Below are 24997 nucleotides of genomic sequence, written 5' to 3' on the forward strand. Positions count from 1 at the left end.
GGCCTTGCGTCCACAGGTCCAGCAAATCGGTACGCAGCGTTTCAGCCGTCAGCACGTCGAGCGCGGAAAACGGCTCGTCCATCAGCAGAATGGTCGGGTCGACGACGAGCGCGCGCGCAAAGCCGACGCGCTGGCGCATCCCGCCCGACAGCTCGCGCGGATACGCGTTCTCGAAACCGTCGAGACCGATCAGGTCGATCGCGGCCAGCGCACGCTCGCGCCGCTCGCGCGCGCCGACGCCGAGCGCTTCGAGCCCGGCTTCCACGTTCTGCAGCACGGTGAGCCACGGGAACAGCGCGAAGGTCTGGAATACCATCGCGACGCCTTCGGCCGGGCCGCGCAGCGGCTTGCCGAGGTAGGTCACTTCGCCGCCGGTCGGCTCGATCAGGCCGGCGATGATGCGCAACAGCGTCGATTTGCCCGAGCCCGAGCGGCCGAGCAGGCCAACGATCTCGCCTTCGCGCAGCGACAGGTTCGCGTCGTCGAGCACGAGCAGTTCGCCCTGCGTCTTGTTGAAGCCGCGGCAGACGTGATCGACGCGCAGGATTTCTTCACCGAGGCGCGGCGGCTGGGACGTCTGGACGGGGGCGTTTACAGCATTCGGATTGTGCATCGCGTTTCGCTCTCAATCGGTCTCAGTCGAGCCGCAGCTTCGCTTCGGCGAAGGCATACAGCGGGCGCCACAGCAGGCGGTTGAACAGGGTGACGAACAGGGACATCACGGCGATGCCCAGGATGATCTTCGGAAAATCGCCGGCGGCGGTGGTCTGCGCGATGTAGGCGCCGAGGCCGTGCGCCTCGATTCGGGTGCTGCCCCACTGCACGGCTTCCGACACGATGCTCGCGTTCCACGCGCCGCCCGATGCGGTGATCGCGCCCGTCACGTAGTACGGGAAGATGCCGGGCAGGATCGCCTGGCGCCACCACTGCCAGCCGCGGATACGGAAGTTGGTCGCCGCTTCGCGATAGTCGTTCGGGTAGGACGTCGCGCCGGCGATCACGTTGAACAGGATATACCACTGCGTGCCGAGCACGATCAGCGGCGACAGCCAGATGTCCGCGTTCAGGTGGAAGCGCGCGATCACGATCACGAACACCGGGAACAGCAGGTTCGCCGGGAACGCGGCGAGGAACTGCGCGAGCGGCTGCAGCTTCTCGGCCAGCTTCGGGCGCAGCCCGACCCACACGCCGATCGGCACCCAGATCACCGACGCGATCGAGATCAGCACGACCACGCGCAGCAGCGTGATGAGCCCGAGCACGAGTACGTGGCCGACCTCGGCCATCGTCACGCCGGTCGCGACGAAGCTGACGACGCGCCACACGATATAGGCCGTGCCGATCAGCACGAGCCCGGCCCACGCGATGTCGACCGTGCGCGACGCCTTCTTCTCGACTTTCGGCAGCGTGAAACGCATCGCGCCCGACAGCGGCAGGCGCAGCGGAATCCGAGCGGCCTTCGCGAAGAACCAGCCGGCCGGCACGAGCAACTGATGGATCAGCCGCGTGCGGCGCACGAGGTCGAGCAGCCACGATTGCGGCGCATCGCCCGACGCGGTGTTCTCCATCCGGAACTTGTCGGCCCACGCGATGAGCGGGCGGAACAGGAGCTGGTCATACGCGAGGATCACGACCGTCATCGTCAGGATCACCCAGCCGATCGCGCCGAAGTTCTTGTCGGAGATCGCCTGCGCGAGATACGCGCCGATGCCCGGCAGCGTGATCGTCTGGTTGCCGACGGTGATCGCCTCCGACGCGACGACGAAGAACCAGCCGCCCGACATCGACATCATCATGTTCCAGATCAGGCCCGGCATCGAGAACGGCACTTCGAGCTTCCAGAAGCGCTGCCAGGACGTCAGGTGGAAGCCGCGCGACACTTCGTCCAGGTCGCGCGGCACCGTGCGCAGCGACTGGTAGAAGCTGAACGTCATGTTCCACGCCTGGCTCGTGAAGATCGCGAAGATCGCGGCCAGCTCGGCGCCGAGCACGCGGCTCGGGAACAGCGCGAGGAAGAACGTGACCGTAAACGAGATGAAGCCGAGCACCGGCACCGACTGCAGGATGTCGAGGATCGGGATCAGCACCATGCCCGCGCGGCGGCTCTTGGCCGCGAGCGTGCCGTAGACGAGCGTGAACGCCAGCGACGCGACCATCGCGGCGAGCATCCGCAGCGTGGTGCGCAGCGCGTATTCGGGCAGGTTCGACGGATCGAGCGAGATCTTCTGCGTCTGCAGCACGCCGATCGGCGCCATCGTTTCGTGAAAGCCGACCACCGCCATCGCGATCAGGCAGATGATCAGCGGAAATGCGATGAAGTCCCACCGGTTCGGCAACACGCGCCACGCGGATGCGTTGGCGGTCCGGTTCGGATTGAAGAATCCGACGTTCATCAGGCGCCCTCCCCGGTAAGGCCGAACGAAGCCGGCAGTCGATGTTGATTCATGGCAAAGCGCACGGGCGCGGTAATTCGATTGACTGGCGATGCCGCGCACGCGCGGCGCGCCGTGCGCGCATGCGCTGCCGCGGCCGGGCGAGCCGGGCCGCGACGGCACGACACTACACCAACCTGTATTTCAGGTACAACCGTCCCGGGACGGCTAGGCAGCGCATGGATCGTGCCCGGCGCGTGGGCGGATGACGGGCGCGCGGTACGGAACGACCCGGCCGCGGTCGTGCGGCCGGCGCGCAGGCCCGAATTATGCCGTGATCCGGCCCGGCCGTGAACCCGCCCCCCGCACGCGGGCACAAACCGTGTCCGGCATCAGCAGCCGGATACGGCGAAGCAGGTATGATCGGGGCTAGCCCCCGGGTCCGTTTCGGCCGTGCCGCCGCAATGCGCACGCGCCGTCTGTATACCGGCCCCGGGGATCGACCGACGAGCGGGAGGAAGGGAATGGCAGGAAACTTGGTGATCGTCTGTCGCGATCAGGATGCCGACGCGTTCTATGAACTCATGCAGGAGTACGGGTCGTTCCAGACGCGGCTGTCGTCCACGGCGTGGTACCTGAACATGAACGTCGTGCCGGAATCGTTGCAGGAGGAAATCCTGGAGCGCCTTGGCCGGTATACGACGGTCTATATCTTCGAGGCCACCACGGTGACCTACAACACGATCGACAGCAACGCGGCGGAGACGCTCGGCACGCTGTTCGGCGAATGATGCCGCGCGGCGCTTGCCCGCCCGGGCAGGCGCCGCGGCCGCTCATGCGGCCTGTGCGTGGGGTTCGTCCTTCGGCACGGCGTCGAACGGGAACGTCATCGATACCCGCAGGCCGCCCTCGGGGCGATTGCCGATGTCGCACGCGCCCCCCAGCCTGAGCACGAGCCGCTCGACGATCGCGAGCCCGAGCCCGCTGTGGCCGTTCCCGCCGCGCGCGGGATCGAGCCGCACGAACGGCCGCGTGGCGGCCGCGAGGTCGCGCGGCGCGATGCCGCCGCCGCTGTCGCTGACCGACAGCACGTAGCCGGCCGGCGTGCGCGCCGTCTCGACGAATACGGGCGGTGCACCGTACGCATGCGCGTTGTCCAGCAGGTTCGACAAGATCCGGTCGAGCGTCGCCGTCGGCAGCCGGAAGCCGGGATCGGCCTCCAGCCGCGTCTGGACCGTCGGCGCATTCGGCGCAACCGCACGATAGCTACGCGCGATCCGCTCGCACGCCTGGTCGACCGGCACCGGCTCGCTGCGGTCGGCCCCGCCGTGCGCAAACACCAGGAACTGGTCGACGATGTGCGACATCGAGTCGACGTCGCGCACGACGCCGTCGCGCAGCCGTGCGTCGTCCATCATTTCGGCCCGCAGGCGCATCCGCGCGAGCGGCGTGCGCAGGTCGTGCGCGACGCCGGCCAGCATCACCGCGCGATCGCTCTCGGCCTGCGACACCTGCTCCACCATCTGGTTGAAGCCGTGCGTGAGCTGGCGCAGCTCGCGCGGGCCGCGCTCGCGCAGCGGCGGCACCGGCTGCCCGCGACCGAAACGCGCGACCGCGCGCGCGAGCGAGCGCAGCGGCTGCTGCAACTGCCAGGCCGCGAACAGCGCGGCGATCACGCCGGCCGAGAAGATCGTGCCGAGCCACAGCAGCATCCGGTCGAGCGAGCGCGGCGGCCGCAGCGGCTGCACGGGCACCACGATCCAGTTGCGGTCGGTCGGCTCCTTCACCCACAGCACCGGCGGATGGCCGGGCGTGCCGATCTCGACCTGCGTGCCGGGCGGCATGCGCTCGCTCACGTCGTCGCGGAACCGCTTCAGCGGCGGCGGCAGCCCCGAATCGCCGCTCTTCGGCACATCGGCACTATCGGGCGACACGAGCCGCACGCGCGACGGCAACGGCTGGTCGGGCGTACGCTCGATGTGCTGGCGCACCGCGTCGACGAGGAATGCGGCTTCCTCGACCGCATAACGCGTCTGCATCTGGTTGCGCTCGAGCCGCATCGCGAAGAACCACGCGAAGTGCGACAGGAGCAGGACACCGACGACGAGCAGCGCCAGCCGCCCGAACAGTGAATCAATGGGTTTGCGCATGGGCCTCGCCGTCGGGCACGAACACGTAGCCGCGCCCGCGGACCGTCTGGATGAAGCGCGGCGTCGACGGATCCGTTTCGAGGATGCGGCGCAGGCGCCACACCTGGACGTCGATGCCGCGGTCGGTGCCGTCGTACTCGGGCCCGTGCAGCAGCTCGAGCAGCCGCTCGCGCGTGAGCGTGCGCAGCGCGTGGTTCACGAAGATCTTCAGCAGCGCGAATTCGCTGCTCGACAGCGTGGCCGGCTTGCCGTCGACCGACAGCGTGCGCGCCTGGAAGTCGAGCAGGAAGCGGCCGAACGCGAACGGCTCGCGCTGCTCGGGCGCGGCCGCCGACGGCGTCGCGCGGCGGCGGCGCAGCACGGCCTGCACGCGCGCGAGCAGCTCGCGCGGATTGAACGGCTTGCCGAGGTAGTCGTCCGCGCCGAGCTCGAGCCCGACGATGCGGTCGACGTCGTCCGCCCGCGCGGTCAGCATGATCACGGGGATGTCGTCGCCGGCCGCGCGCAACTGGCGCAGCGCGGTCAGGCCGTCCACGCCCGGCATCATCAGGTCCAGCACGATCAGGTCGGGCCGCTCGCGCTCGAGGCGCTTCTCGAGCGTCGCTGCGTCGTGCAGCACGGACACTTCCATCCCCTGGCGCACGAGATAGTCGCGCAGCAGGTCTCGGAGTTCTTGGTCGTCGTCGACGATGAGGATCTGGGTAGTCATGGCTCGAAGTTTACCGCGCGAGGGCGGAGTCGAAGAACGAAACAAAGGGGCGAAAGGGTTACTGCGGGTTACCGCGCAAGGGAACTGTAATGCGCGGTAACCGGGCCGCCACCCCGCGTAACACCCGCCGGGGCCTGCATCGCTAACCTGCGTCTTACCGGATGCGGTACCCGACTTTCCCGGCACCGCATCGCCGGACCCTTTGGATACAAGGAGTTTCTGAAATGTATAAGAAGACTTCCCGCGTGGCCATCGCGGCCGCCACCGTGCTCGCTCTCGCATTCGGCACCGCGCATGCCGCGCAACCCACCGACGTGCCGCCGCCGGGCGGCCCCGGCATGCACCAGATGCACGGCGGGCACGAAGGCGGCCCGTTCGGCGCGATCATGAAACTGCACGACCAGCTGAAGCTCAACGCGTCGCAGGAACAGCAATGGCAGGCAGCCGTCAACACGATGAAGCAGAACCGTGACGCGATGCGCAAGAGCCACGAGCAGATGCGCGAGCAGTTCAAGGCGCAGCAGAACCAGCCGATCCTCGACCTGAGCGCGATGCACTCGGCACGCCAGCAGGCGGAGGCGCAGAACGCACAACTGCGCGAGCAGACGTCCGCCGCGTGGCTCACGTTCTACAACGGGCTGAACGACCAGCAGAAGACGATGGTCAGCACGGCGCTCAAGCAGCAGTTCGCGAAGATGGAGCAGCGCCACGAGAAGATGAAGGAGCGCTGGGAGCAGCATCGCGCGGCCGCGAAGGGCGCGTCGGCGCCGGCGCAGTAAGCCGGCGGGCCGCTCCCGCAGCGGCATCGAAGGGGACGCAGGCACCAGCCTGCGTCCCCTTTTCGTTTCAGGCGACGTCGAACAGCAGCACCTCGGCCGTGCGGCCACGCGCGAACGCCACCGCATCCACGCCGCCGATCCGCGCGCCGTCGCCGGCCGCCAGCGCGCGGCCGTTGACCTCGACCTCGCCGCGCACGACGTGCACGTAGATGCTGCGTCCGGCCGGCACGTCGAACGCCGCCGTCTCGTCGCCGTCGATCAGCCCCGCGAAGATGCGGGCGTCGGCCCGCACCGACAGCGCGCCGTCGCCGCCGTCGGGCGCCGCGACGAGCCTCAGCCGGCCGCGCTTCTCGTCATCGGCGAAACGCCGTTCCTCGTAGCCGGGCCGCCCGCCCCGTTCGGCCGGCTGCAGCCAGATCTGCAGCAGATGCAGCGGCCGGTCGCGCGACGCGTTGGTTTCGCTGTGCACGAGCCCCGTGCCGGCGCTCATCCGCTGAATGCCGCCAGTCCGGACGATCGCGCCGCAGCCAAGGCTGTCGCGGTGCGCGAGCTCGCCATCCAGCACGTAGGTGAGGATTTCGACGTCGCGGCGCGGCTGCATCCCGAAACCGCGCGTCGGCGCGATCCGGTCCTCGCTCAGCACGCACAGCGCGCCGACGGGCGGACGCACCGGCGCATGCCCGTCGCGGCAGACGGACGAAAAGCTGTGACTCGATTCGAGCCAGCCGTGGTGCGTGCGGCAGCGGTCTTCGGCGCGCAGGATCTGGAACATTGGGGCGGACGCTCGGGGCGCGGATGTTCTGTTCGGGTTTACCTCCACTGTAAGGGGAGGCCGGCAGCGCCACAATCCGCCGCCCGCGCACCGCATCGTTGCACCCGCACAACCAATTGCCGAAATATTCGTTGCGAATACCTCGATTGCCGCAACAGCCGAATCGAGGAATCGGTCGACCGCGCCGGATTGCCGTTTTCCGGGTATCGCGTTCGGGTAAAATACCGCCCTTTTGGCGTTCGCCCTTCCGGCGGTCGCCAACGCCAGAGCGCCGATCGGCGATTTTTGGCCGTCTAGAATACGCCGCGGCGCCCGGTTCGACCGGCCGCGAGCGCCCCCGGAAAGTCAGCAACAGAAGGATGGAAATGAAGAAGGCCGCCCTGTGCGCCGCCCTCGCCCTCGTGGCGGGCAGCGCCTTCGCGAAGGAGTGGAAGACCGTGCGGATCGGCGTCGATGCCAGCTACCCGCCGTTCGAGTCGACCGCGCCGAGCGGCGAGATCGTCGGTTTCGACGTCGATCTCACCAAGGAAATCTGCAAGCGGATCAACGTGAAGTGCGTGTGGGTGGCGCAGGATCTCGACGGGATCATCCCGGCGCTGAAGGCGAAGAAGTACGACGTCATCGTGTCGTCGCTGACCGTGACGGACAAGCGTCGCGAGCAGATCGACTTCTCCGACAAGGTGTACGACGCACCCGCGCGGATGATCGCGAAAACCGGCTCGCCGCTGCTGCCGACGGTCGCGTCGCTCAAGGGCAAGCGCGTCGGCGTCGAGCAGGGCTCCACGCAGGAAACCTACGCGAAGGCGTACTGGGAACCGCAGGGCGTGACGATCGTTCCTTACCAGAACCAGGACCAGGTCTATGCCGATCTCGGCACGGGCCGCCTCGACGCGACGCTGCAGGATGAACTGCAGGCCGACTACGGCTTCCTGCGCACGCCGCGCGGCAAGGGCTTCGCGTTCGCCGGGCCGGAAGTGAAGGATCCGAAGACGATCGGCGACGGCACCGCGATCGGCCTGCGCAAGGAAGATACCGACCTGAAGCTGAGAATCAACCAGGCGCTGGCCGACATGCACAAGGACGGTACGTACGACCGGCTGTCGCACAAGTACTTCTCGTTCAGCGTCTACTCGGCGCCGGCCCGCTGAACGTCGACAAGCAGCAGCGGATGCGGGGGCGGCCCCGCGTCCGGGCAGTACAGGCAGTCAACCACGCGCCGCCCGCCCCCTTGCCCGCCGTTCGCGCGACGGGCTCGCCCGGCACCGTTGCCGGGGCGGACGGTCATGATACGCACGGGGCGTTCCGCGCAGCTTGGCGGGCGCGTCTTTCGCGGCGCACGACGTGCACCGTCAGGGACCACACCAGGGACCACATATGTTTCTACAAGGCTACGGCCCGCTGATCCTCGCCGGCACCTGGCAAACCGTCAAACTGGCGGTGCTTTCGCTTGCGCTGTCGTTCCTGCTGGGGCTGCTCGGCGCCGGCGCGAAGCTGTCGCGCAACCGCGTGACGAACGGCGTCGGCACCGTCTACACGACGCTGATCCGCGGCGTACCCGATCTCGTGCTGATGCTGCTGCTGTTCTACAGCCTGCAGATCTGGCTGAACATGGCGACCGACGCGCTCGGCTGGGACCAGATCGACATCGACCCGTTCCTCGCCGGCGTGCTCGTGCTCGGCTTCATCTACGGCGCGTACTTCACCGAGACGTTCCGCGGCGCGTTCCTGTCGGTGCCGCGCGGCCAGCTCGAGGCCGGCAGCGCCTACGGGATGACGAACTGGCAGGTGTTCACGCGGATCATGTTCCCGCAGATGATGCGCTTCGCGCTGCCGGGCATCGGCAACAACTGGCAGGTGCTCGTGAAGTCGACCGCGCTCGTGTCGATCATCGGCCTGGCCGACGTCGTGAAGGCGTCGCAGGACGCCGGCAAGGGCACGCTGCGGTTCTTCTTCTTCACGCTGATCGCGGGAGCGGTCTACCTCGCCATCACGACGATCTCGAACTTCGTGCTGATGTGGCTCGAAAAGCGCTACTCGACCGGTGTCCGCAAGGCTGACCTATGATCGAACTCATCCAAGAATACTGGCGCAACTATCTGTACACCGACGGCTATCGCATCACCGGTGTCGCGATCACGCTGTGGCTGCTGGTCGTGTCGATCGGCCTCGGCTTCTGCCTGTCGGTGCCGCTCGCCGTCGCGCGCGTGTCGAAGCGGAAGTGGCTGTCGGGCGCCGTATGGCTGTACACGTACGTGTTCCGCGGCACGCCGCTCTACGTGCAGCTGCTGCTCTGCTACACGGGCCTCTACAGCCTGCAGGCCGTGCGCGGCACGCCGATGCTCGATGCGTTTTTCCGCGACGGGATGCACTGCACGCTGCTCGCGTTCACGCTGAACACCTGCGCGTACACCACCGAAATCTTCGCGGGCGCGATCAAGGCGACGTCGTACGGCGAGATCGAAGCCGCGCGCGCGTACGGGATGTCGCCGTTCACGATGTATCGCCGCGTGATCCTGCCGTCGGCGCTGCGCCGCGCGCTGCCGCTGTACAGCAACGAAGTGATCCTGATGCTGCACGCGACGACGGTGGCCTTCACCGCGACCGTGCCCGACATCCTGAAGATCGCGCGCGACGTGAACTCGGCGACCTACATGTCGTTCCACGCGTTCGGCATCGCCGCCCTGCTCTACCTCGTGATCTCGTTCACGCTCGTGTGGCTGTTCCGCCAGGCCGAGCGTCGCTGGCTCGCGTATCTGCGCCCGCAAGGCAAGTAAGTTTTCGCAGGACTATTGATGAACTCCCAGACCCAGAAGCTTTTCGTCGACGATCTCCACAAGCGGTACGGCGACAACGAGGTGCTCAAAGGCGTGTCGCTGAGGGCGAACTCGGGCGACGTGATCAGCGTGATCGGCTCGTCCGGCTCCGGCAAGAGCACGATGCTGCGCTGTATCAACTTCCTCGAACAGCCGAACGCGGGCCGCATCTTCGTCGACGGCGAGGAAGTGCGCACCGCGCTCGACAAGACGGGCGCGCTGCGCGCGGCCGATTCGAAGCAGCTGCAGCGCGTGCGCACCAAGCTGTCGATGGTGTTCCAGCACTTCAACCTCTGGTCGCACATGAACGTGCTCGAGAACGTGATGGAAGCGCCGGTGAACGTGCTCGGCATCCCGAAGAAGGAAGCCGAGGACCGTGCGCGCGAGTATCTCGAGAAGGTCGGCCTCGCGCCGCGCGTCGAGAAGCAATATCCGTCGCATCTGTCGGGCGGCCAGCAGCAGCGCGTGGCGATCGCGCGGGCGCTGGCGATGCATCCGGACGTGATGCTGTTCGACGAGCCGACCTCGGCGCTCGACCCGGAGCTGGTGGGCGAAGTGCTGAAGGTGATGCAGAAGCTGGCCGAAGAAGGCCGCACGATGATCGTCGTCACGCACGAGATGGGCTTCGCGCGCAACGTGTCGAACCACGTGATGTTCCTGCACCAGGGGCGCGTCGAGGAACAAGGCGTGCCGTCCGAGGTGCTCGCGAACCCGAAGAGCGACCGCCTGCGCGCGTTCCTGTCGGGCAGCCTCAAGTAACGCCCGCCACGCGCCACGCCCGAACGGGCGCCCCGCGGTTCACCGCGCGGCGCCCGTTTTGCGTTTACGCGGCGCTCACCGGCGCGCCGTCGGCGAACGCGCGCAGTTCGTCGCCCGCCAGCCGGTAACGTACCCATTCGCTCTGCGGCGCCGCGCCGACGCTTTCGTAGAAGCGGATCGCCGGCTCGTTCCAGTCGAGCACGCTCCATTCGAAACGCCCGCAGCCCGAGTCGACCGCGATCCGCGCGAGCGCCTTCAGCAGCCGCAGCCCTGCGCCGGCGCCGCGAAAACGCGGCGACACGTACAGATCCTCCAGATACAGCCCCTGCCGCGCGAGCCACGTCGAATAAGAGAAGAAATACACGGCGAAGCCGGCCGGCTCGCCGTCGACCTCGCACATCAGCGCACGCGCCGGCGAGCCTTCGCCGAACAGGCTGCGTTCGAGCGATTCGGGCGTCGCGACGACTTCGTGCTCCGCCTTCTCGTAGACGGCCAGTTCGGTGATGAAGCGCAGGATCAGCGGCACGTCGGCGACGGTGGCGGAACGGATATCGATTTGCACGGGTTGAGCCCTCCTCCGGCCCGGATGTGAAGCGGAAAACAGCGGGAAAACGGTGCCGCGCACCCGCGCTGGCGCCGTTCGAACCGTCATGCTACGTTCACGCCACGCCTGCAGGAAGTGCAGTTTCTTCATCCAGACCTGAACATGATGCATCCCGATCTGCGCCGCCTCGACCTGAATCTGCTGCTCGTATTCGACGCGCTGTACCGCCATCGGTCTGTCGCGGCGGCCGCGCATGAGCTCGCGTTGAGCCCGTCGGCGTTGAGCCACGCGCTCGCCCGGCTGCGCGACGCGATCGGCGATGCGCTGTTCGTGCGCCTCGGCAACGAGATGCAGCCGACCGTGCGCGCCGACGACATCGCCACCTGGGCCGGCGACGCGCTCGACGCGATGTCGAAAGGGCTCGCCCGCGCGCGCCGCTTCGATCCCGCGCAAAGCGACCGCACGTTCGTGTTCGCCGCGACCGACTACACGGCGTTCGCGGTGCTGCCGGCGTTCCTCGCCCGCATCCAGCACGTGGCGCCGCACCTGCGGGTCCGCGTCGTCCATTCGGACCGCAAGATTTCCGTCGACGAACTCGCGGCCGGCCGCATCGACTTCGCGCTCGGCTACCACGAGGAATCGGCGGCCGACGCGCCGGGCATCGAGGATTTCGACTGGTTCTCCGACGACTACGTCGTGATCGCGAGCGCCGCGCATCCGGACATCCGGCGGCGGCTGACGCTCGACCAGTACCTGGCGGCCCGCCACGTGGTCGTCACGCCATGGAACGAGTCGCGCGGTGTCGTCGACTACGTGCTCGACCGGCTCGGTCTCGCGCGGCATGTGGCCGTGCAGTTGCCGACCGTGCTGGCCGCGCCGTTCGTGATCGCGGAGTCGGCACTCCTGATGACGGTGCCGAACCGCGCCGCGCAGGCGCTGCGGCATGCGGCGCCGATCCGCATCTTCCCCGCGCCGTTCGAGATCCCGCGCTACACGGTGAAGGTCTACTCGCACGCGAAGCATGCGCGCACCGATGCGCACCGCTGGATTCGCGCCCAGTTACTCGACGCACGGCCGCCCCCAGACTAAGCGCGGCGCGTTGCGGGGCGGGGGGTTTCAGGCGTCGATCGGCGCTGTCGGCAATCGCCCGAATCATTACGAAATACTTACCAATTTCGCGACTTTCACGCTTACGCCGGCGCCCCGGCGACGTCAATAGTGGCAATCCTTGACCCATACCCGCGGAATCCATGTCTCCCTTGCGGGACAAGGGTTTTCCGGTAATCAGGAACCCTAGGGACACCTGTTGCACACCGTGTTGCATGGCAATTTGGCGACAGCGGTTAGTCAAACAACGATTTCCGTCGCCACAAAATTGTATTTTTGCTAAATTAGTAACCAAAGTAGCAAAACGAAGTTCGTGAAATGTAGTTTAGCTTCACGACACAACAAGGAGACCCCGCAGGCCGACCCGGCTGCGCGGGACCGCTCAACGGTTTTCCGTCTGCTTGCCCGCGTGCCGCGCTTACCGGCCCTGCACGAGGTCTCCCTGGTTATCCCGCTTTTGCCCGGCGCTCGCGCTCCGGGCATCTCGTGCAGTCTGGGTTGACTTTTTGACAGGGTATGGAGGAGATGATGAAGAAAGCTTTGGTCGCGGCCGCGCTGATGGCTGCTGGGGTGGTGACGGCGCACGCGCAGAGCAGCGTCACGCTGTATGGCCGCCTGGATGCAGGCATCGAGTACATGAACGGCCTGCAAAACGGCCACCAAGTGCGCGCGGAAAGCGGCGACTGGGGCACGAGCCTGTGGGGCTTGAAGGGTAGCGAGGACATCGGCGGCGGCAACAAGATCCTGTTCCACCTCGAAGGCGCGTTCAACACGATGACGGGCGGCTTCAGCGGTTCGATCTGGGATCGTTTCGCGACCGTCGGTATCTCGAACGACCGCTACGGTACGCTGCTGTTGGGTCGCGAACTCGCGATCGCCAACGGCGTGTGGGACTTCGACCCGTTCGGTCAGTCGTCCTGGTCGACGGCCTCGCTGGTGCGCGGCCGCAACTGGAACAAGACCAGCAACAACGTGTCGTACCAGTCGCCGTCGCTCTACGGCCTCGACTTCTACGGCCAGTTCTCGTTCTCGAACTCGACCAGCTTCAACGGCAACACGACGGCCGGCCAACCGGGCCGTGCAATGGGCGGTCAGGTCACCTACACGAACTCGCTGTTCCAGTTGCGCGGCATCTACGACGAAACGCGCGACAGCAACGGCCGCTTCTCGGACGTGTTCAACTACTCGCGTGAATACTTCGCGGGCGTGAACGTGTTCCTCGGCCAGTTCAAGGTTCAGGCCGCCTATCAGGCATCGCGCGCCGACGGCAGCGGTGGCCCGGCAGTGAACGCCGGCGTGACGGGTACGCAACAGGTGTGGGGCGGCGTGACGTGGCAGGCCACGCCGGCAGCAGCGCTGATCGCGGCCGTGTATCACGTGAACGCGAACCACGGTGGCGGCAACGCGAACATCTACACGGTCGGCGGCTCGTACAACATCTCGAAGCGCACGCTGTTCGACCTGCAGGTCGCGACGGTGCGCAACAGCTCGTCGGCCAACTTCGGCCTGAACGCGAACGGCGCCGGTACGGCCGTATCGACGGGCAACCCGCATCAGGGCGGCAGCCAGACCGGCGTCTACGCCGGCATCCAGCACCTGTTCTGATCAGGCGCCGTCAAAGAACGATTCGACAACACTTTCCACGCTGCTGCGAGAGGCGCGTATCGGTGCGGTACCCAACCGGGTATCCGCACCGTTTTTTCTTGGGCATCGGGTTCGTACGACCCGTGGCCCGATCGGCCGAAGCGGCCGGGAAGTTAATCGAATGGCGCGGACGCGGCGCTCAGACGGCCGCTTCGTTCTCTTCGCCGGTACGGATGCGGATCACGCGCTCGACGTCCGACACGAAGATCTTGCCGTCGCCGATCTTGCCGGTGCGCGCCGCACCGATCACCGCGTCGATCACCTGATCGACCTGCGCTTCCGCGACGACCACCTCGATCTTCATCTTCGGCAGGAAATCGACGACGTATTCCGCGCCGCGATACAGCTCGGTATGACCCTTCTGGCGGCCGAAGCCCTTCACTTCCGTCACGGTCAGGCCCGTGAGCCCCACTTCGGCGAGCGCTTCGCGGACTTCGTCCAGCTTGAACGGCTTGATGATGGCGGTGATGCGTTTCATGATGGTTGTCCCTCAATGCTCGTTTGGATGAAAAATCGCGTTCCCGATTGTAAGCCGGCGGGCCGCCTCCGGCCCAGCACGGCTCAATCGAGCCGTTCGGTGAAGCGTGACGTGATCGGGTAGCGCCAGTCGCGCCCGAACGCGCGATGCGTGACGCGGATGCCGATCGGCGCCTGGCGGCGCTTGTATTCGTTGATCTTGATGAGCCGCGTCACGCGCTCGACGTCGGCCTGCGCATAGCCGGCCGCGACAATCTCGGCGAGCGGCCGGTCTTCTTCCATGTACATCCGCATGATCGCGTCGAGCACGTCGTATGGCGGCAGGCTGTCCTGGTCGGTCTGGTTCTCGCGCAGCTCGGCCGACGGCGCGCGCGTCAGGATTCGCTCGGGAATCACGTCGCGCAGCCCGTAGTCGGTCGTTGCGTTGCGATAGCGGCACAGCCGGTACACGAGCGTCTTCGCGATGTCCTTGATCACCGCGAAACCGCCGGCCATGTCGCCGTACAACGTGCAATAGCCGACCGCCATCTCGCTCTTGTTGCCAGTCGTCAGCACGATCGAGCCGAACTTGTTCGACAGCGCCATCAGCAGTGTGCCGCGGATACGCGCCTGGATGTTCTCCTCCGTCGCGTCTTCCGCGCGGCCCGCGAATTCGCCCGCGAGCGCGACGCGGAACGCATCGAACATCGGCGCGATCGCGATCTCGTCGTAGCGTACGCCGACGCGCCGCGCCATCTCCGCCGCGTCCGTCGTCGAGATGTCGGCCGTGAAGCGCGACGGCATCATCACCGCGCGCACGCGCTCGGGCCCGAGCGCATCACATGCGACGGCCAGCACCAGCGCCGAATCGACGCCGCCCGACAGCCCGATCAGCACGCCGGGAAAACCGTTCTTGCCGATGTAGTCGCGCACGCCGGTCACGAGCGCGCGGTACACCTGCGCGTCGGTCGACAGCTCGGGCGCGATCGCGCCGGGCAGTGGCCGCGCGCCGTCGAATTCGACGATCGCGTGCCCTTCGTCGAACTGCGGCATCTTCGCGACGAGCCCGCCCTCGCCGTCGAGCACGAACGACCCGCCGTCGAACACGAGTTCGTCCTGGCCACCGACGAGGTTCACGTACACCATCGGCAGCCCGGTCTCGCGAATCCGCGCGCGCAGGATGTCGATGCGCACCGCTTCCTTGTTCAGGTGATACGGCGAGCCGTTCGGGATCAGCAGCACCTGCGCGCCGGCCGCCTTCGCGATCTGCGCGGCCGACGCATGCCACGCGTCCTCGCAGATGATCACGCCGTATTTCACGCCGTTCAGCTCGAACACGAGCGGCTCGGTGTCGGTCGCGAAATAGCGTTTCTCGTCGAACACCTCGGCGTTCGGCAGATCCTGCTTGCGGTAGGTGCCGACGATCTCGCCGCCGACGATCAGCGATACCGCGTTGAAGGTGTCGGTAGGCGGCACGCCGCGCTCGATCGGGCGGTTTGCATTACCATCGACGGCTGACGCGCGCGCATCGTCGCCCGCCCCGCTGCCCGGACCGCGCAACGGGTGGCCGACCAGCACCGCGAGCCCGTCGAACGCTTTCAGCGCGTCGGCGAGCGCATCGAGCGCGGCGGCCGCCGCCGCGTAGAACGCGGGCCGCAGCAGCAGGTCTTCGGGTGGATAGCCGGACAGCGCGAGTTCGGGTGCGACCATCAGTTGCGCACCATCGTTGTGCGCGGCGCGTGCGGCCGCGACGATCCGCGCGACGTTGCCGGCGAAATCGCCGACGGTGACGTTGATCTGGGCGAGAGCGAGTCGGGTCTTCATGGCGGGATCGGCGCAACCCGGCGGCGCGCCTTGAACGGCTGACGAAATCGACCCGGATGCGGGCCACGGCGGCCCGCATCCGGCAACATCCAACGGTACGGATTCACGCTTGAAACACGAACGCATCGATTATCGCACGGGCATCCTGTCGTCCCCCGCCGAAGTGCCGGCCGACGAATGGAACGCGCTGCTCGCGCGCGACGCGCAGCCCACGCCGTTCCTGCGCCACGAATTTCTCGACGCGCTGCACGTCGCGCGCTGCGCGGTGGACGACACCGGCTGGTCGCCGCACTTCGTCACGCTGACCGACGCGAACACCGGCCGCCTCGCGGCCGCCACGCCCGTCTATGCGAAACAGCATTCGTACGGCGAATACGTGTTCGACTGGGCGTGGGCCGACGCATACCAGCGCAACAACCTGCCCTATTACCCGAAGCTGCTGTGCGCTGTGCCGTTCACGCCGGTGCAGGGCACGCGCCTGCTCGCGGCCGACGACGACGCGCGCCGCCGGCTCGCGGCCACGCTGCTCGCGTTCGCCGAGCAGAGCGACGTGTCGTCGCTGCACGTGCTGTTCCCGACCGGCGACGAAGCGCGGCTGCTCGAATCGATGGGGATGATGCTGCGCGAAGGCGTGCAGTTTCACTGGCTCAACGACGGCTACCGCCACTTCGACGATTTCCTCGGCACGCTCGAGCAGAAGAAGCGCAAGAACATCCGCGCGGAGCGGCGCAAGGTGCACGACGCGGGTGTGACGTTCCGGCGGCTCACCGGCGACCAGATCACCGACGCCGACTGGCGCTTTTTCTCGCGCTGCTATCGGCAAACGTACCGCGAGCACTATTCGAGCCCGTACCTGAACCTCGACTTCTTCCGCACGATCGGCGCGACGATGCCCGAGAACCTGCTGCTCGTGATCGCGGAAGCCGACGGGAAACCGGTCGCGAGCGCGCTCGCCGTGTACCGGCGCGGCGAACACGGCGGCGGCACGCTGTACGGCCGCTACTGGGGCGCGATCGAGCACGTGCCCTGCCTGCATTTCGAAACGGCCTACTACCAGTTGCTCGAGTTCTGCATCGAGGCCGGGCTCGACACCTTCGAGGGCGGCGCGCAGGGCGAGCACAAGCTCGCGCGCGGGTTCCTGCCGACCGTCACGCACTCCGCGCACTGGCTCGCGCATCCGGCGTTTTCCGATGCGGTCGCGCGCTTTCTCGAACGCGAGACCGAGCATATCCACGCGTATGTCGACGAACTGCGCGAACACGATCCGTTCCGGCGCAGCGCCGGCTAGCGCGATCCGGCGCACCGGCATGCGGCGAAGCCAGGCGTGGCCTCGCCGCATGTCGCACGATCGTCGCCGGGTCAGTGCGCGGCGAGCGTCACCGTCTGCGACAGCGCCTGCGGATCGCGCGACGACGCGGCCGCCGACAGCCCGTAGCTGCCGGCGCCGATCCGCCATGCGTGCGCGCTCGCATCCCACACCGCGAAGCGCTGTGCCGGCACCGCGACGCTGACCGTGCGCGCCTCGCCCGGCTGGAGCGCGACCTTGGTCCAGCCGACGAGCCGCTTCGGCGGCTCGCCGAGCGACGCGGGCAACGCGGCGTAGATCTGCACCGTGTGCGTACCGGCGCGCGAGCCCGTATTCGTCACCGTCACGCCGACCGTCACGTTGCCCGCTGCGTCGGCCTGCGCGGACATCGCCGACAACGCATACGTCGTGTACGACAACCCGTAGCCGAACGGGAACAGCGGCTCGATCGCCTTCGCGTCGAACCAGCGATAGCCGTACGCGAGCCCTTCCGCATAGACGTTCCGCAGATTCGACGGATCGATCGTCGGCTGCGGCAGGTCGGCCTCCTGCTTCGGGAACGTCAGCGGCAGCCGGCCCGACGGGTTCGCGTCGCCGAACAGCAGGTCGGCGATCGCCTGGCCACCCTGTGCGCCCGGATACCACACGTCCAGCACGCCATGCACGTTCGCGAGCCACGGCATCAGCACCGGGCTGCCGTTCTCGAGCACGACGATCACGCGCTTCGCCTTCGCGGCGACCGCGGCGATCAGCGCGTTCTGGTCATATTGCTGGTTGTACGGGTCCGCCTTCGCATCGGGCAGCGACAGGCTCGCAAGGTCGAGCCCTTCCGTCTGCCACTGCGTGGCGAACACGATCGCGACATCGGCCTGCGCGGCCGCGGTAGCCGCGGCGTTCGCGTCGGTCCCGTCGAGATAGCTGACCGACGCATTCGGCGCCTTCGCGCGGATCGCCGCGAGCGGCGCGGACTTGTACCAGGTCGCGCACCCGCCGAACAGCATGTCGGCCGGCTGCTGGCAGGACGTCACCGCATTGCCGTCGATCGCCGGCACCGCGCCCGAGCCGCCACCCGACAGCACGCCCGCGTCCGCATGCCCGCCGATCACGACGACCGACTTGAGCGTGCCGGCAGCCAGCGGCAGCACCGGCTGCGTGTCGCCGGGTGCGGCCGCGTTCTTCAGCAGCACCGCCGCTTGCCGTGCGATCGCGAGCGCATCGGCATTGCCGGCGGCTTCGTCGATCGCGCCGCCCGGCTTCGGCGGCGCGTCCATCACGCCGATGCGGATCAGCGTGCGCAGCTTGCGCTGCACCATGTCGTTCAGCCGCGCGGCCGACACGCTGCCGGCCTGCAGCGCCGCGCGCAGCTTCGAATTGAAGTACGAGCCGAGCGGCGCGTTGCCGTCGTCGGCCGCGCCCGGCTGTTCCTCGTCGAGCCCGGCCTGCACGGCGGCGACCGTCGAATGCGTCGCGCCCCAGTCCGACTGCACGACGCCCTTGAAGCCCCACTCGTTCTTCAGCACCGTCGTCAGCAAATACGGGTTCTCGCACGCATACACGCCGTTCAGCTTGTTGTACGCGCACATCACGTTGCCCGGCTGGCCGTCCTTCACGCCGATCTCGAACGCGAGCAGTTCGGCCTCGCGCATGGTCCGCTCGTCGACGACCGAATCGACCGTCATCCGGTTGGTTTCCTGGTCGTTGAACGCGAAATGCTTGATCGTCGCAATCACCTTCCGCGCCTGCGTGGCCTGCGTGCGCGCGGCGCTCAGCGTGCCCGCGAGCACCGGGTCCTCGCCCATGTATTCGAAGGTGCGGCCGTTGCGCGGCTCGCGCGCGAGGTTCACGCCGCCGCCGAGCCCTTCCGCGAAGCCGAGCGCGCGCAATTCGAGCGCGATGCGCGTGCCGTAGGCGCCCGCGAGCGCCGGGTCCCATGTCGCCGCGAGCGCGACCGGCGCGGGCAGCGCGGTCACGCGCGCATTCTTCACGTTCACGCCGCCCGCCGAATCGGCGCTGCTGACGGCCGGAATGCCGAGCCGCGGCACGCCCGGGATGTAGCTCGCGCCGTTCAGCGCGTCGGCCGGGAACGGGCCGCCCAGGCTGAGCGCCGGCATGCCGGTGCCATGCACGAGCTGCAGCTTCTCGTCGGTCGTCAGTTGCGCGACGAGCGCGGCCGCGCGCTGGTCGGCTGCCGCGTCGGGGTCGGCCGGCGCGGTCGGGGCATGAATGTCGTCGCCGCCGCACGATGCGAGCAGCACCGTGAGCGCGCACGCGGACGCAATCGTCGAACACCGGAACAGCGAAGTTTTCATTGATCCTCCAGAATCGTTCTGTTGTACTTGTCGCCTCACTCCAGCGTCCGAGTCTAAAAATCAACCGGTCACCACGCTTGACCGGCAGGAGCATGCGTTGACCTCTCGCAGCGGGGACAAACCCGAACGGCATGACGACAGGGAGACAGACATGGAGTTGCAACAGAAATCGGTATCCGTCCGGATCTACCGCTGGCTGTGCGAAGACGCGCGTGCGAACGGCATCGATCCCGCACCGCTTTACGAGACGCTCGGCATCGGGCCGGCCGAGCTCGCCGACGACACGCGCCGCATCGCGGGCGACCGGCATGTGGCCGCCATGCAGCAGACGAGCGGCTGGCCGCTGTCGTGGCATCGCCCGCCGCCGGAGGTCGTGCCGTGGCTCGTGCCGTTTCCCGAACTCGCCGGCATCACCTGCAACGCGGCGACACTGCGCGACGCGCTGCACGGCTACCTGCGCTATCGCGAGCTGATCGGCAACGTCGACTGGGTCTTCGCACACGAGAACGACGACGCGATCGCGCTCGAGTACGTGAACGAAGGAGACGGCCGGCACGCGGGCAGCGCGTTCGCGAACCTCGCGATTCTCGCGGCGCTCGCGCGCCTGTACGACCCGCACGTGCGCATCGACGATGCCGAATTCGTCGGCCGCGCGTTTGCGCCCGTTGCCGCGCTGCGCGACATGCTCGGGGCGCCGGTATCGTTCGATGCCGCGCACAACCGCATCGTGCTGCGCTCCGCGCACGTCGACACGCCGTTCGAGCGCTACAACGCGCCGCTCGCCGGTATCCAGCGTCATGCGGCCGACGCCGCGCGCGAACGCGTGCGCGCCCGCTCGACGTTCGGCTCGTCGGTCGAGCAATGCGTGCGCGACTGGCTGCGCACGTCCGACGACGTCGACGTGCCGACCGATACGCTGATGCAGCACGTGTGCACGCGCTTCGCGATGTCGCGCTGGACGCTGCGCCGGCGGCTGCATCGCGAAGCGGTCGGGTTCCATGCGCTCGTCGCGCAGGCGCGGCTCGGCGAGGCGCGCGACCTGCTGCTCAACACGCAGTTGCCGATCGGCGAGATCGGCGTGCGCGTCGGCTTCCGTTCGACGAGCGCGTTCACGCGCTTCTTCACGCGCGAACTCGGCGCGGCGCCGAGCCGCTTTCGCGACGGGCACGGCGACCGGTGGCGTTGACGCCCGTTTTTTCTGAGACACTGGCGGCTTCGCATCCCGCCGCCCCGCCATGTCCTGGTTTCTGTATCTGATCGAATGCGCCGACGACAGCGTCTACACGGGCATCACGACCGATGTCGCCGCGCGCTTCGACGAACACGCGTCCGGCAAGGGCGCGCGCTACACGCGCTCGCGCAAGCCGCGCGCGGTGCTCGCGTCGTTTGCGCTGCCCGACCGGTCGAGCGCGTCGCGCGCCGAATACTGGGTGAAGCGGCTCACGCCCGCGAAAAAGCGCGAGCTGGCGGCTGGGTTGCGCACGCTGGAATCGGTGTTGCCGGTGGTGGTCGCGCTCGACGAGGCCGGCGACACGGCCGGGACGAAGGCCACGGCGCGCGGGCGGAAGAAGGAGAAGGCGGAAATCGTCGACGATGCGGCGACGGCGGCTGCAACGGAACAGGTTGCCGGGAAAAAGGTGAAGGCCGGGAAAGTTGTCGGGGCCGCAACGGCCGCGAAGACGGCGAAGCCCACAGAGGGCACCCCAGCGTCGAAGTCGAAGTCGAAGTCGAAGTCGAAGTCGAAGTCGAAGTCGAAGTCGACGAAATCAAATCAAGCTGCACCGGACGCGCAACGTGCAAAAGCCGACGGCAATGCTGCCGCAAAAAAGACCACGTCGCGTAGCGCACCGGTAAAGAAAACCGGCTCGCACTCTTCCACGCCGTCAAAAAGGAAGGCGCCGACCACTGCCGGCAAACCCGGCGCGAGCGTACGCGAAGCGGCCGCTTCCGCACCGGCCCGGCGCCGTCCAGCGGCCAAGAAAGCCGCCGCCGCGATCGCTCCGTCCGTTGCCCCGCCCAGAACGAAACGCGCGAAGAAAGCGCCGGCTGTCCCGCCCGCGCCCGTCTCCCCGTCCGCTCGCCCGAAAACCGCACGCGCAAAACAAAACCGCGCGGCCTCCTGAGGAGACACGCGCGGTTTGCGTTCCGTACGAACCGGCCGTCGGCCGGCACGCCGCTTACTTCTTGTAGTTCGCGGCGCCGTCGGTGATTTCCTTGTGCGCGGCTTCGATGCCGGCCCAGCCTTCGACCTTCACCCACTTGCCCTTCTCGAGCGCCTTGTATTGCTCGAAGAAGTGCTTGATCTGATCCTTCAGGTACTCGGGCACGTCGTCGATCGTCTTCAGGTTGGCCGTCATCGGGCAGATCTTGTCGTGCGGCACCGCGACCAGCTTCGCGTCGACGCCTGACTCGTCGGTCATCTGCAGCATGCCGAGCACGCGCGAACGCACGATCGAGCCGGCCAGCAGCGGGAACGGCGTGATCACCAGCACGTCGACCGGATCGCCGTCGCCCGACAGCGTCTGCGGGATGTAGCCGTAGTTCACCGGGTAGCGCATGCCCGTGCCGATGAAGCGGTCGACGACGAGAAGGCCCAGTTCCTTGTCCGCCTCGTACTTCACCGGATCGCTTTGCGCGGGAATCTCGATGATCACGTTGAAATCTTGCGGCAGGTCCTTGCCGGCCGGAACATGATTGAAGCTCATGAGCACTCTCTGTAGGTCGATGGGAATTCGGGACAGGGCGCCGCGGCCGATGCACCGCCGCGGGCATTCCCCAAAAGGAATGCGCCATTATAGCCAATCGACCGGTGGCGTCCTGATGACGATCGGCGCGATAATCGTTCCGGATGTCGGGCCGTCGAAGCGGCGGCCTGTTGCACGTCGACCACAAAGCATGGAGCCCGGGCAAGCGCTGAAGCGCTCACTTGGGTCGACCGCTATGCATGGGACCCAAGTAACCACTAAAGCGCTAACTTGGGTCGACCGCTTTGCATGGGACCCAAGTAAGCGCTAAAGCGCTAATTTGGGTCGACTCGCGTTGCATGGGACCCAAGTAAGCGCTAAAGCGCTAACTTGGGTCGACAGGAGGAGGCATGGAAGAGGCGAAGCATTTCATCGCGGGCGAATGGACGTTGCCCGCGCAACTGGAAACCATCGCGGTCGTCGATCCGTCCGACGGCCAGCCGTTCGCGACGATCGCGCGCGGCACCGCGCCCGACATCGAACGCGCGGTCGCCGCGGCCCGCGACGCGTTCGCGGGCCCTTGGGGCGCCGCCAGCGCCGCCGAACGAGGCCGCGTGCTGATGCGGCTGTCGGCGCGCGTGGCGGATTCGATCGAGGAGCTCGCCACGATCGAGGCGCGCGACACCGGCAAGCCGCTGAAGCAGGCGCGCGCCGATGCCGCCGCGCTCGCGCGCTACTTCGAGTTCTACGCGGGCGCCGCCGACAAGCTGCACGGCGAAACCCTCCCCTACCAGGCCGGCTACACGGTGCTGACGGTGCGCGAGCCGCACGGCGTCACCGGCCATATCGTGCCGTGGAACTACCCGATGCAGATCTTCGGGCGCAGCGTCGGCGCGGCGCTCGCGGCCGGCAACGCGTGCGTGGTCAAGCCGGCCGAGGATGCGTGCCTGTCCGTGCTGCGCGTCGCCGAGCTGGCCGCCGAGGTCGGGCTGCCGGCCGGTGCGCTCAACGTCGTCACCGGCTACGGCCATGAAGCGGGTGCCGCGCTCGCGCGCCATCCGGGCATCGACCACATCTCGTTTACGGGTTCGCCGGCCACCGGCAAGCTGGTCACGCAGATGGCGGCCGAGAACCACGTGCCCGTCACGCTCGAACTCGGCGGCAAGTCGCCGCAAATCGTGTTCGCCGATGCCGATCTCGACGCCGCGCTGCCCGTGCTCGTAGCCGCCATCGTGCAGAACGGCGGGCAGACCTGCTCGGCCGGCAGCCGCGTGCTGATCGAGCGCGCGGTGTACGAGCCGCTCGTCGAGCGCCTCGCCACCGCGTTCAACGGGCTGCGCGTCGGCCCGAGCCGCGCCGATCTCGACTGCGGCCCGCTGATCAACGCGAAGCAGCAGCAACGCGTGTGGGATTTCCTGTCCGATGCGCAGCACGACGGCATTCCGATGGCCGCGCACGGGCAGGTGGTCGCCGACGCGCCCGAAAGCGGCTTCTACCAGGCACCCGCGCTGTTGCGCGACGTGCCGCCGTCGCATCGGCTCGCGCAGGAGGAAGTATTCGGCCCCGTGCTCGCGGCCATGCGTTTCGTCGACGAGGACGAAGCCGTCGCGCTCGCGAACGGCACGCCGTACGGCCTCGTCGCAGGCATCTGGACCCGCGACGGTGCGCGCCAGATGCGGCTCGCGCGGCGCCTGCGCGCGGGCCAGGTATTCATCAACAACTATGGCGCGGGCGGCGGCGTCGAACTGCCGTTCGGCGGCGTCGGCCATTCGGGCCACGGCCGCGAGAAAGGCTTCGAGGCCCTGTACGGTTTCACCGCGCTGAAGACGATCGCGATCCGGCACGGCTGAGCGCACGGCACGCGACAGGCAGCCGGCAGCGGCCGGCAGCCCGTCGACACGCGACGATCCTCGTCACCAGCACAGGAGACACACCATGCGGTTGAGCGGCAAGACGGCCATCGTCACGGGCGGCGGCTCGGGGTTCGGCGAAGGCATCGCGAAGACCTATGCGCGCGAAGGCGCGAACGTCGTCGTCAACGACCTGAACGGCGCGGCGGCCGAGCGCGTCGCGAGCGAGATCGCGCTCGCGGGCGGCAAGGCGATCGCGGTGGCCGGCGACGTGTCGAAAGAGGACGACTGGCGCGCGCTGCTGCAGGCCGCGCTCGAGGATTTCCATGCGGTGCAGATCGTCGTGAACAACGCGGGCACCACGCACCGCAACAAGCCCGTGCTCGACGTGACGGAAGCCGAATTCGACCGCGTGTACGCGGTCAACATGAAGAGCCTGTTCTGGTGCGTGCAGACTTTCGTGCCGTACTTCCGCGCACAGGGCGGCGGCGTGTTCGTGAACGTCGCATCGACGGCCGGCGTGCGCCCGCGCCCGGGCCTCGTCTGGTACAACAGCACGAAGGGCGCGATGATCACCGCCAGCAAGTCGCTCGCGGCCGAGCTCGGCGCCGACCGTATCCGCGTGAACTGCATCAACCCGGTGCTCGGCGAAACCGCGCTGATGACCGAGTTCATGGGCTGCGAGGACACCCCGGACAATCGCCGCCGCTTCCTCGCGACGATCCCGCTCGGCCGCTTCTCGACGCCGCAGGACATCGCGAACGCCGCGCTTTATCTTGCATCCGACGAAGCCGAATTCATCACCGGCGTCTGCCTCGAAGTCGACGGCGGGCGCTGCATCTAGTCGTACCGGGCCGCACGATCGGCCCGTCTTGCTTCGCACGAAACCGGATCGGGCACCACCACGCCTGCTCCGGCC

Annotated in this window: 23 protein-coding genes; 13 read left to right on the forward strand and 10 right to left on the reverse strand. The window is 67.7% G+C overall.

The annotated features are described in order from the left end of the window. Together AP428_RS09570 and AP428_RS09575 are read right to left on the reverse strand one after the other, a co-directional pair. On the reverse strand, positions 1-613 hold a 613-nt coding region (locus AP428_RS09570), incomplete at its 3' end, for an ABC transporter ATP-binding protein (protein ID WP_156349311.1). Between the two features lie 22 nt (positions 614-635). Further along, positions 636-2393, reverse strand: coding sequence for an ABC transporter permease subunit (locus AP428_RS09575; RefSeq protein WP_011545925.1), 1758 nt, complete (start codon positions 2391-2393; stop codon positions 636-638). A 503-nt stretch (positions 2394-2896) separates the two neighbouring features. Here AP428_RS09575 and AP428_RS09580 point away from each other — a divergent pair. Further along, complete coding sequence (locus AP428_RS09580) at positions 2897-3163, forward strand: hypothetical protein (protein WP_011545926.1); 267 nt, start codon at positions 2897-2899, stop codon at positions 3161-3163. Positions 3164-3205: 42 nt separating this feature from the next. Here AP428_RS09580 and AP428_RS09585 read toward each other — a convergent pair whose 3' ends face one another. Continuing rightward, positions 3206-4522 carry an ATP-binding protein gene (locus AP428_RS09585; RefSeq protein WP_011694353.1) on the reverse strand — a complete coding sequence of 439 codons (1317 nt, stop codon included), beginning with the start codon at positions 4520-4522 and terminating at the stop codon, positions 3206-3208. Next, entirely contained in the window at positions 4506-5231 is a 726-nt protein-coding gene (locus AP428_RS09590; RefSeq protein ID WP_006493394.1) for a response regulator, read from the reverse strand. Before AP428_RS09590 ends, AP428_RS09585 begins: the two co-directional genes overlap by 17 nt. Positions 5232-5455: 224 nt before the next feature. Between AP428_RS09590 and AP428_RS09595 the strand changes: the two genes are divergently transcribed. Beyond that, positions 5456-6010: a periplasmic heavy metal sensor gene (locus AP428_RS09595; RefSeq protein ID WP_011545928.1), complete on the forward strand. Its 555-nt coding sequence runs from the start codon at positions 5456-5458 to the stop codon at positions 6008-6010. 67 nt (positions 6011-6077) lie between these two features. Here AP428_RS09595 and AP428_RS09600 read toward each other — a convergent pair whose 3' ends face one another. Next, a complete protein-coding gene (locus tag AP428_RS09600; RefSeq protein WP_011694354.1) occupies positions 6078-6782 on the reverse strand; it encodes a pirin family protein in 705 nt (234 codons plus the stop codon). Positions 6783-7147: 365 nt separating this feature from the next. Between AP428_RS09600 and AP428_RS09605 the strand changes: the two genes are divergently transcribed. The 4 genes from AP428_RS09605 (at position 7148) to AP428_RS09620 (ending at position 10354) form a co-directional block, all read left to right on the forward strand. Next, a complete protein-coding gene (locus AP428_RS09605; RefSeq protein ID WP_011545930.1) occupies positions 7148-7930 on the forward strand; it encodes an ABC transporter substrate-binding protein in 783 nt (260 codons plus the stop codon). A 226-nt stretch (positions 7931-8156) separates the two neighbouring features. Further along, the gene (locus tag AP428_RS09610) at positions 8157-8846 is read left to right on the forward strand and encodes an ABC transporter permease (protein WP_006489645.1); all 690 of its coding nucleotides are present in this window, start codon (positions 8157-8159) and stop codon (positions 8844-8846) included. After that, entirely contained in the window at positions 8843-9556 is a 714-nt protein-coding gene (locus AP428_RS09615; RefSeq protein ID WP_011545931.1) for an ABC transporter permease, read from the forward strand. The genes AP428_RS09610 and AP428_RS09615 overlap by 4 nt, the downstream gene beginning before the upstream one ends. 18 nt (positions 9557-9574) lie before the next feature. Then, positions 9575-10354 carry an ABC transporter ATP-binding protein gene (locus tag AP428_RS09620; protein WP_011545932.1) on the forward strand — a complete coding sequence of 260 codons (780 nt, stop codon included), beginning with the start codon at positions 9575-9577 and terminating at the stop codon, positions 10352-10354. Positions 10355-10418: 64 nt separating this feature from the next. On the opposite strand, the gene AP428_RS09625 is transcribed toward AP428_RS09620, so the two are convergent. Continuing rightward, the gene (locus AP428_RS09625) at positions 10419-10916 is read right to left on the reverse strand and encodes a GNAT family N-acetyltransferase (RefSeq protein WP_012328987.1); all 498 of its coding nucleotides are present in this window, start codon (positions 10914-10916) and stop codon (positions 10419-10421) included. A gap of 144 nt (positions 10917-11060) precedes the next feature. On the opposite strand from AP428_RS09625, the gene AP428_RS09630 reads away from it, so the two are divergent. Both AP428_RS09630 and AP428_RS09635 read left to right on the forward strand, forming a co-directional pair. Continuing rightward, a complete protein-coding gene (locus AP428_RS09630; RefSeq protein ID WP_011545934.1) occupies positions 11061-11987 on the forward strand; it encodes a LysR family transcriptional regulator in 927 nt (308 codons plus the stop codon). 543 nt (positions 11988-12530) lie between these two features. Beyond that, positions 12531-13610, forward strand: coding sequence for a porin (locus AP428_RS09635; protein WP_011545935.1), 1080 nt, complete (start codon positions 12531-12533; stop codon positions 13608-13610). Positions 13611-13788: 178 nt separating this feature from the next. Here the strand turns inward: AP428_RS09635 and AP428_RS09640 are convergent, their stop codons facing one another. Together AP428_RS09640 and AP428_RS09645 are read right to left on the reverse strand one after the other, a co-directional pair. Then, on the reverse strand, positions 13789-14127 hold the full coding sequence (locus tag AP428_RS09640) for a P-II family nitrogen regulator (protein ID WP_006398637.1): 339 nt from the start codon (positions 14125-14127) through the stop codon (positions 13789-13791). An 83-nt stretch (positions 14128-14210) separates the two neighbouring features. Continuing rightward, on the reverse strand, positions 14211-15929 hold the full coding sequence (locus tag AP428_RS09645) for an NAD+ synthase (RefSeq protein WP_011545936.1): 1719 nt from the start codon (positions 15927-15929) through the stop codon (positions 14211-14213). Positions 15930-16038: 109 nt separating this feature from the next. Between AP428_RS09645 and AP428_RS09650 the strand changes: the two genes are divergently transcribed. After that, complete coding sequence (locus AP428_RS09650; protein WP_011545937.1) at positions 16039-17217, forward strand: GNAT family N-acetyltransferase; 1179 nt, start codon at positions 16039-16041, stop codon at positions 17215-17217. A gap of 71 nt (positions 17218-17288) precedes the next feature. Here AP428_RS09650 and AP428_RS09655 read toward each other — a convergent pair whose 3' ends face one another. After that, complete coding sequence (locus AP428_RS09655; RefSeq protein WP_011545938.1) at positions 17289-19544, reverse strand: glycoside hydrolase family 3 C-terminal domain-containing protein; 2256 nt, start codon at positions 19542-19544, stop codon at positions 17289-17291. Between the two features lie 151 nt (positions 19545-19695). On the opposite strand from AP428_RS09655, the gene AP428_RS09660 reads away from it, so the two are divergent. Next, a complete protein-coding gene (locus AP428_RS09660; RefSeq protein ID WP_011694356.1) occupies positions 19696-20730 on the forward strand; it encodes an AraC family transcriptional regulator in 1035 nt (344 codons plus the stop codon). 49 nt (positions 20731-20779) lie between these two features. Beyond that, complete coding sequence (locus AP428_RS09665) at positions 20780-21667, forward strand: GIY-YIG nuclease family protein (protein WP_011545940.1); 888 nt, start codon at positions 20780-20782, stop codon at positions 21665-21667. A 54-nt stretch (positions 21668-21721) separates the two neighbouring features. Here AP428_RS09665 and ppa read toward each other — a convergent pair whose 3' ends face one another. Next, positions 21722-22249: an inorganic diphosphatase gene (ppa, locus tag AP428_RS09670; RefSeq protein WP_006489643.1), complete on the reverse strand. Its 528-nt coding sequence runs from the start codon at positions 22247-22249 to the stop codon at positions 21722-21724. Positions 22250-22638: 389 nt separating this feature from the next. Here ppa and AP428_RS09675 point away from each other — a divergent pair, with 389 nt between their 5' ends. Together AP428_RS09675 and AP428_RS09680 are read left to right on the forward strand one after the other, a co-directional pair. Further along, positions 22639-24078 (forward strand): aldehyde dehydrogenase family protein, encoded by a 1440-nt coding sequence (locus tag AP428_RS09675; RefSeq protein WP_011545941.1) that lies wholly within the window; start codon positions 22639-22641, stop codon positions 24076-24078. 85 nt (positions 24079-24163) lie between these two features. Further along, positions 24164-24922, forward strand: coding sequence for an SDR family oxidoreductase (locus AP428_RS09680; RefSeq protein ID WP_011545942.1), 759 nt, complete (start codon positions 24164-24166; stop codon positions 24920-24922). The last annotated feature ends 75 nt before the right edge of the window (positions 24923-24997 follow it).

This window comes from Burkholderia sp. E168m22 (assembly GCF_001319805.1).
GTDB lineage: Bacteria > Pseudomonadota > Gammaproteobacteria > Burkholderiales > Burkholderiaceae > Burkholderia > Burkholderia orbicola.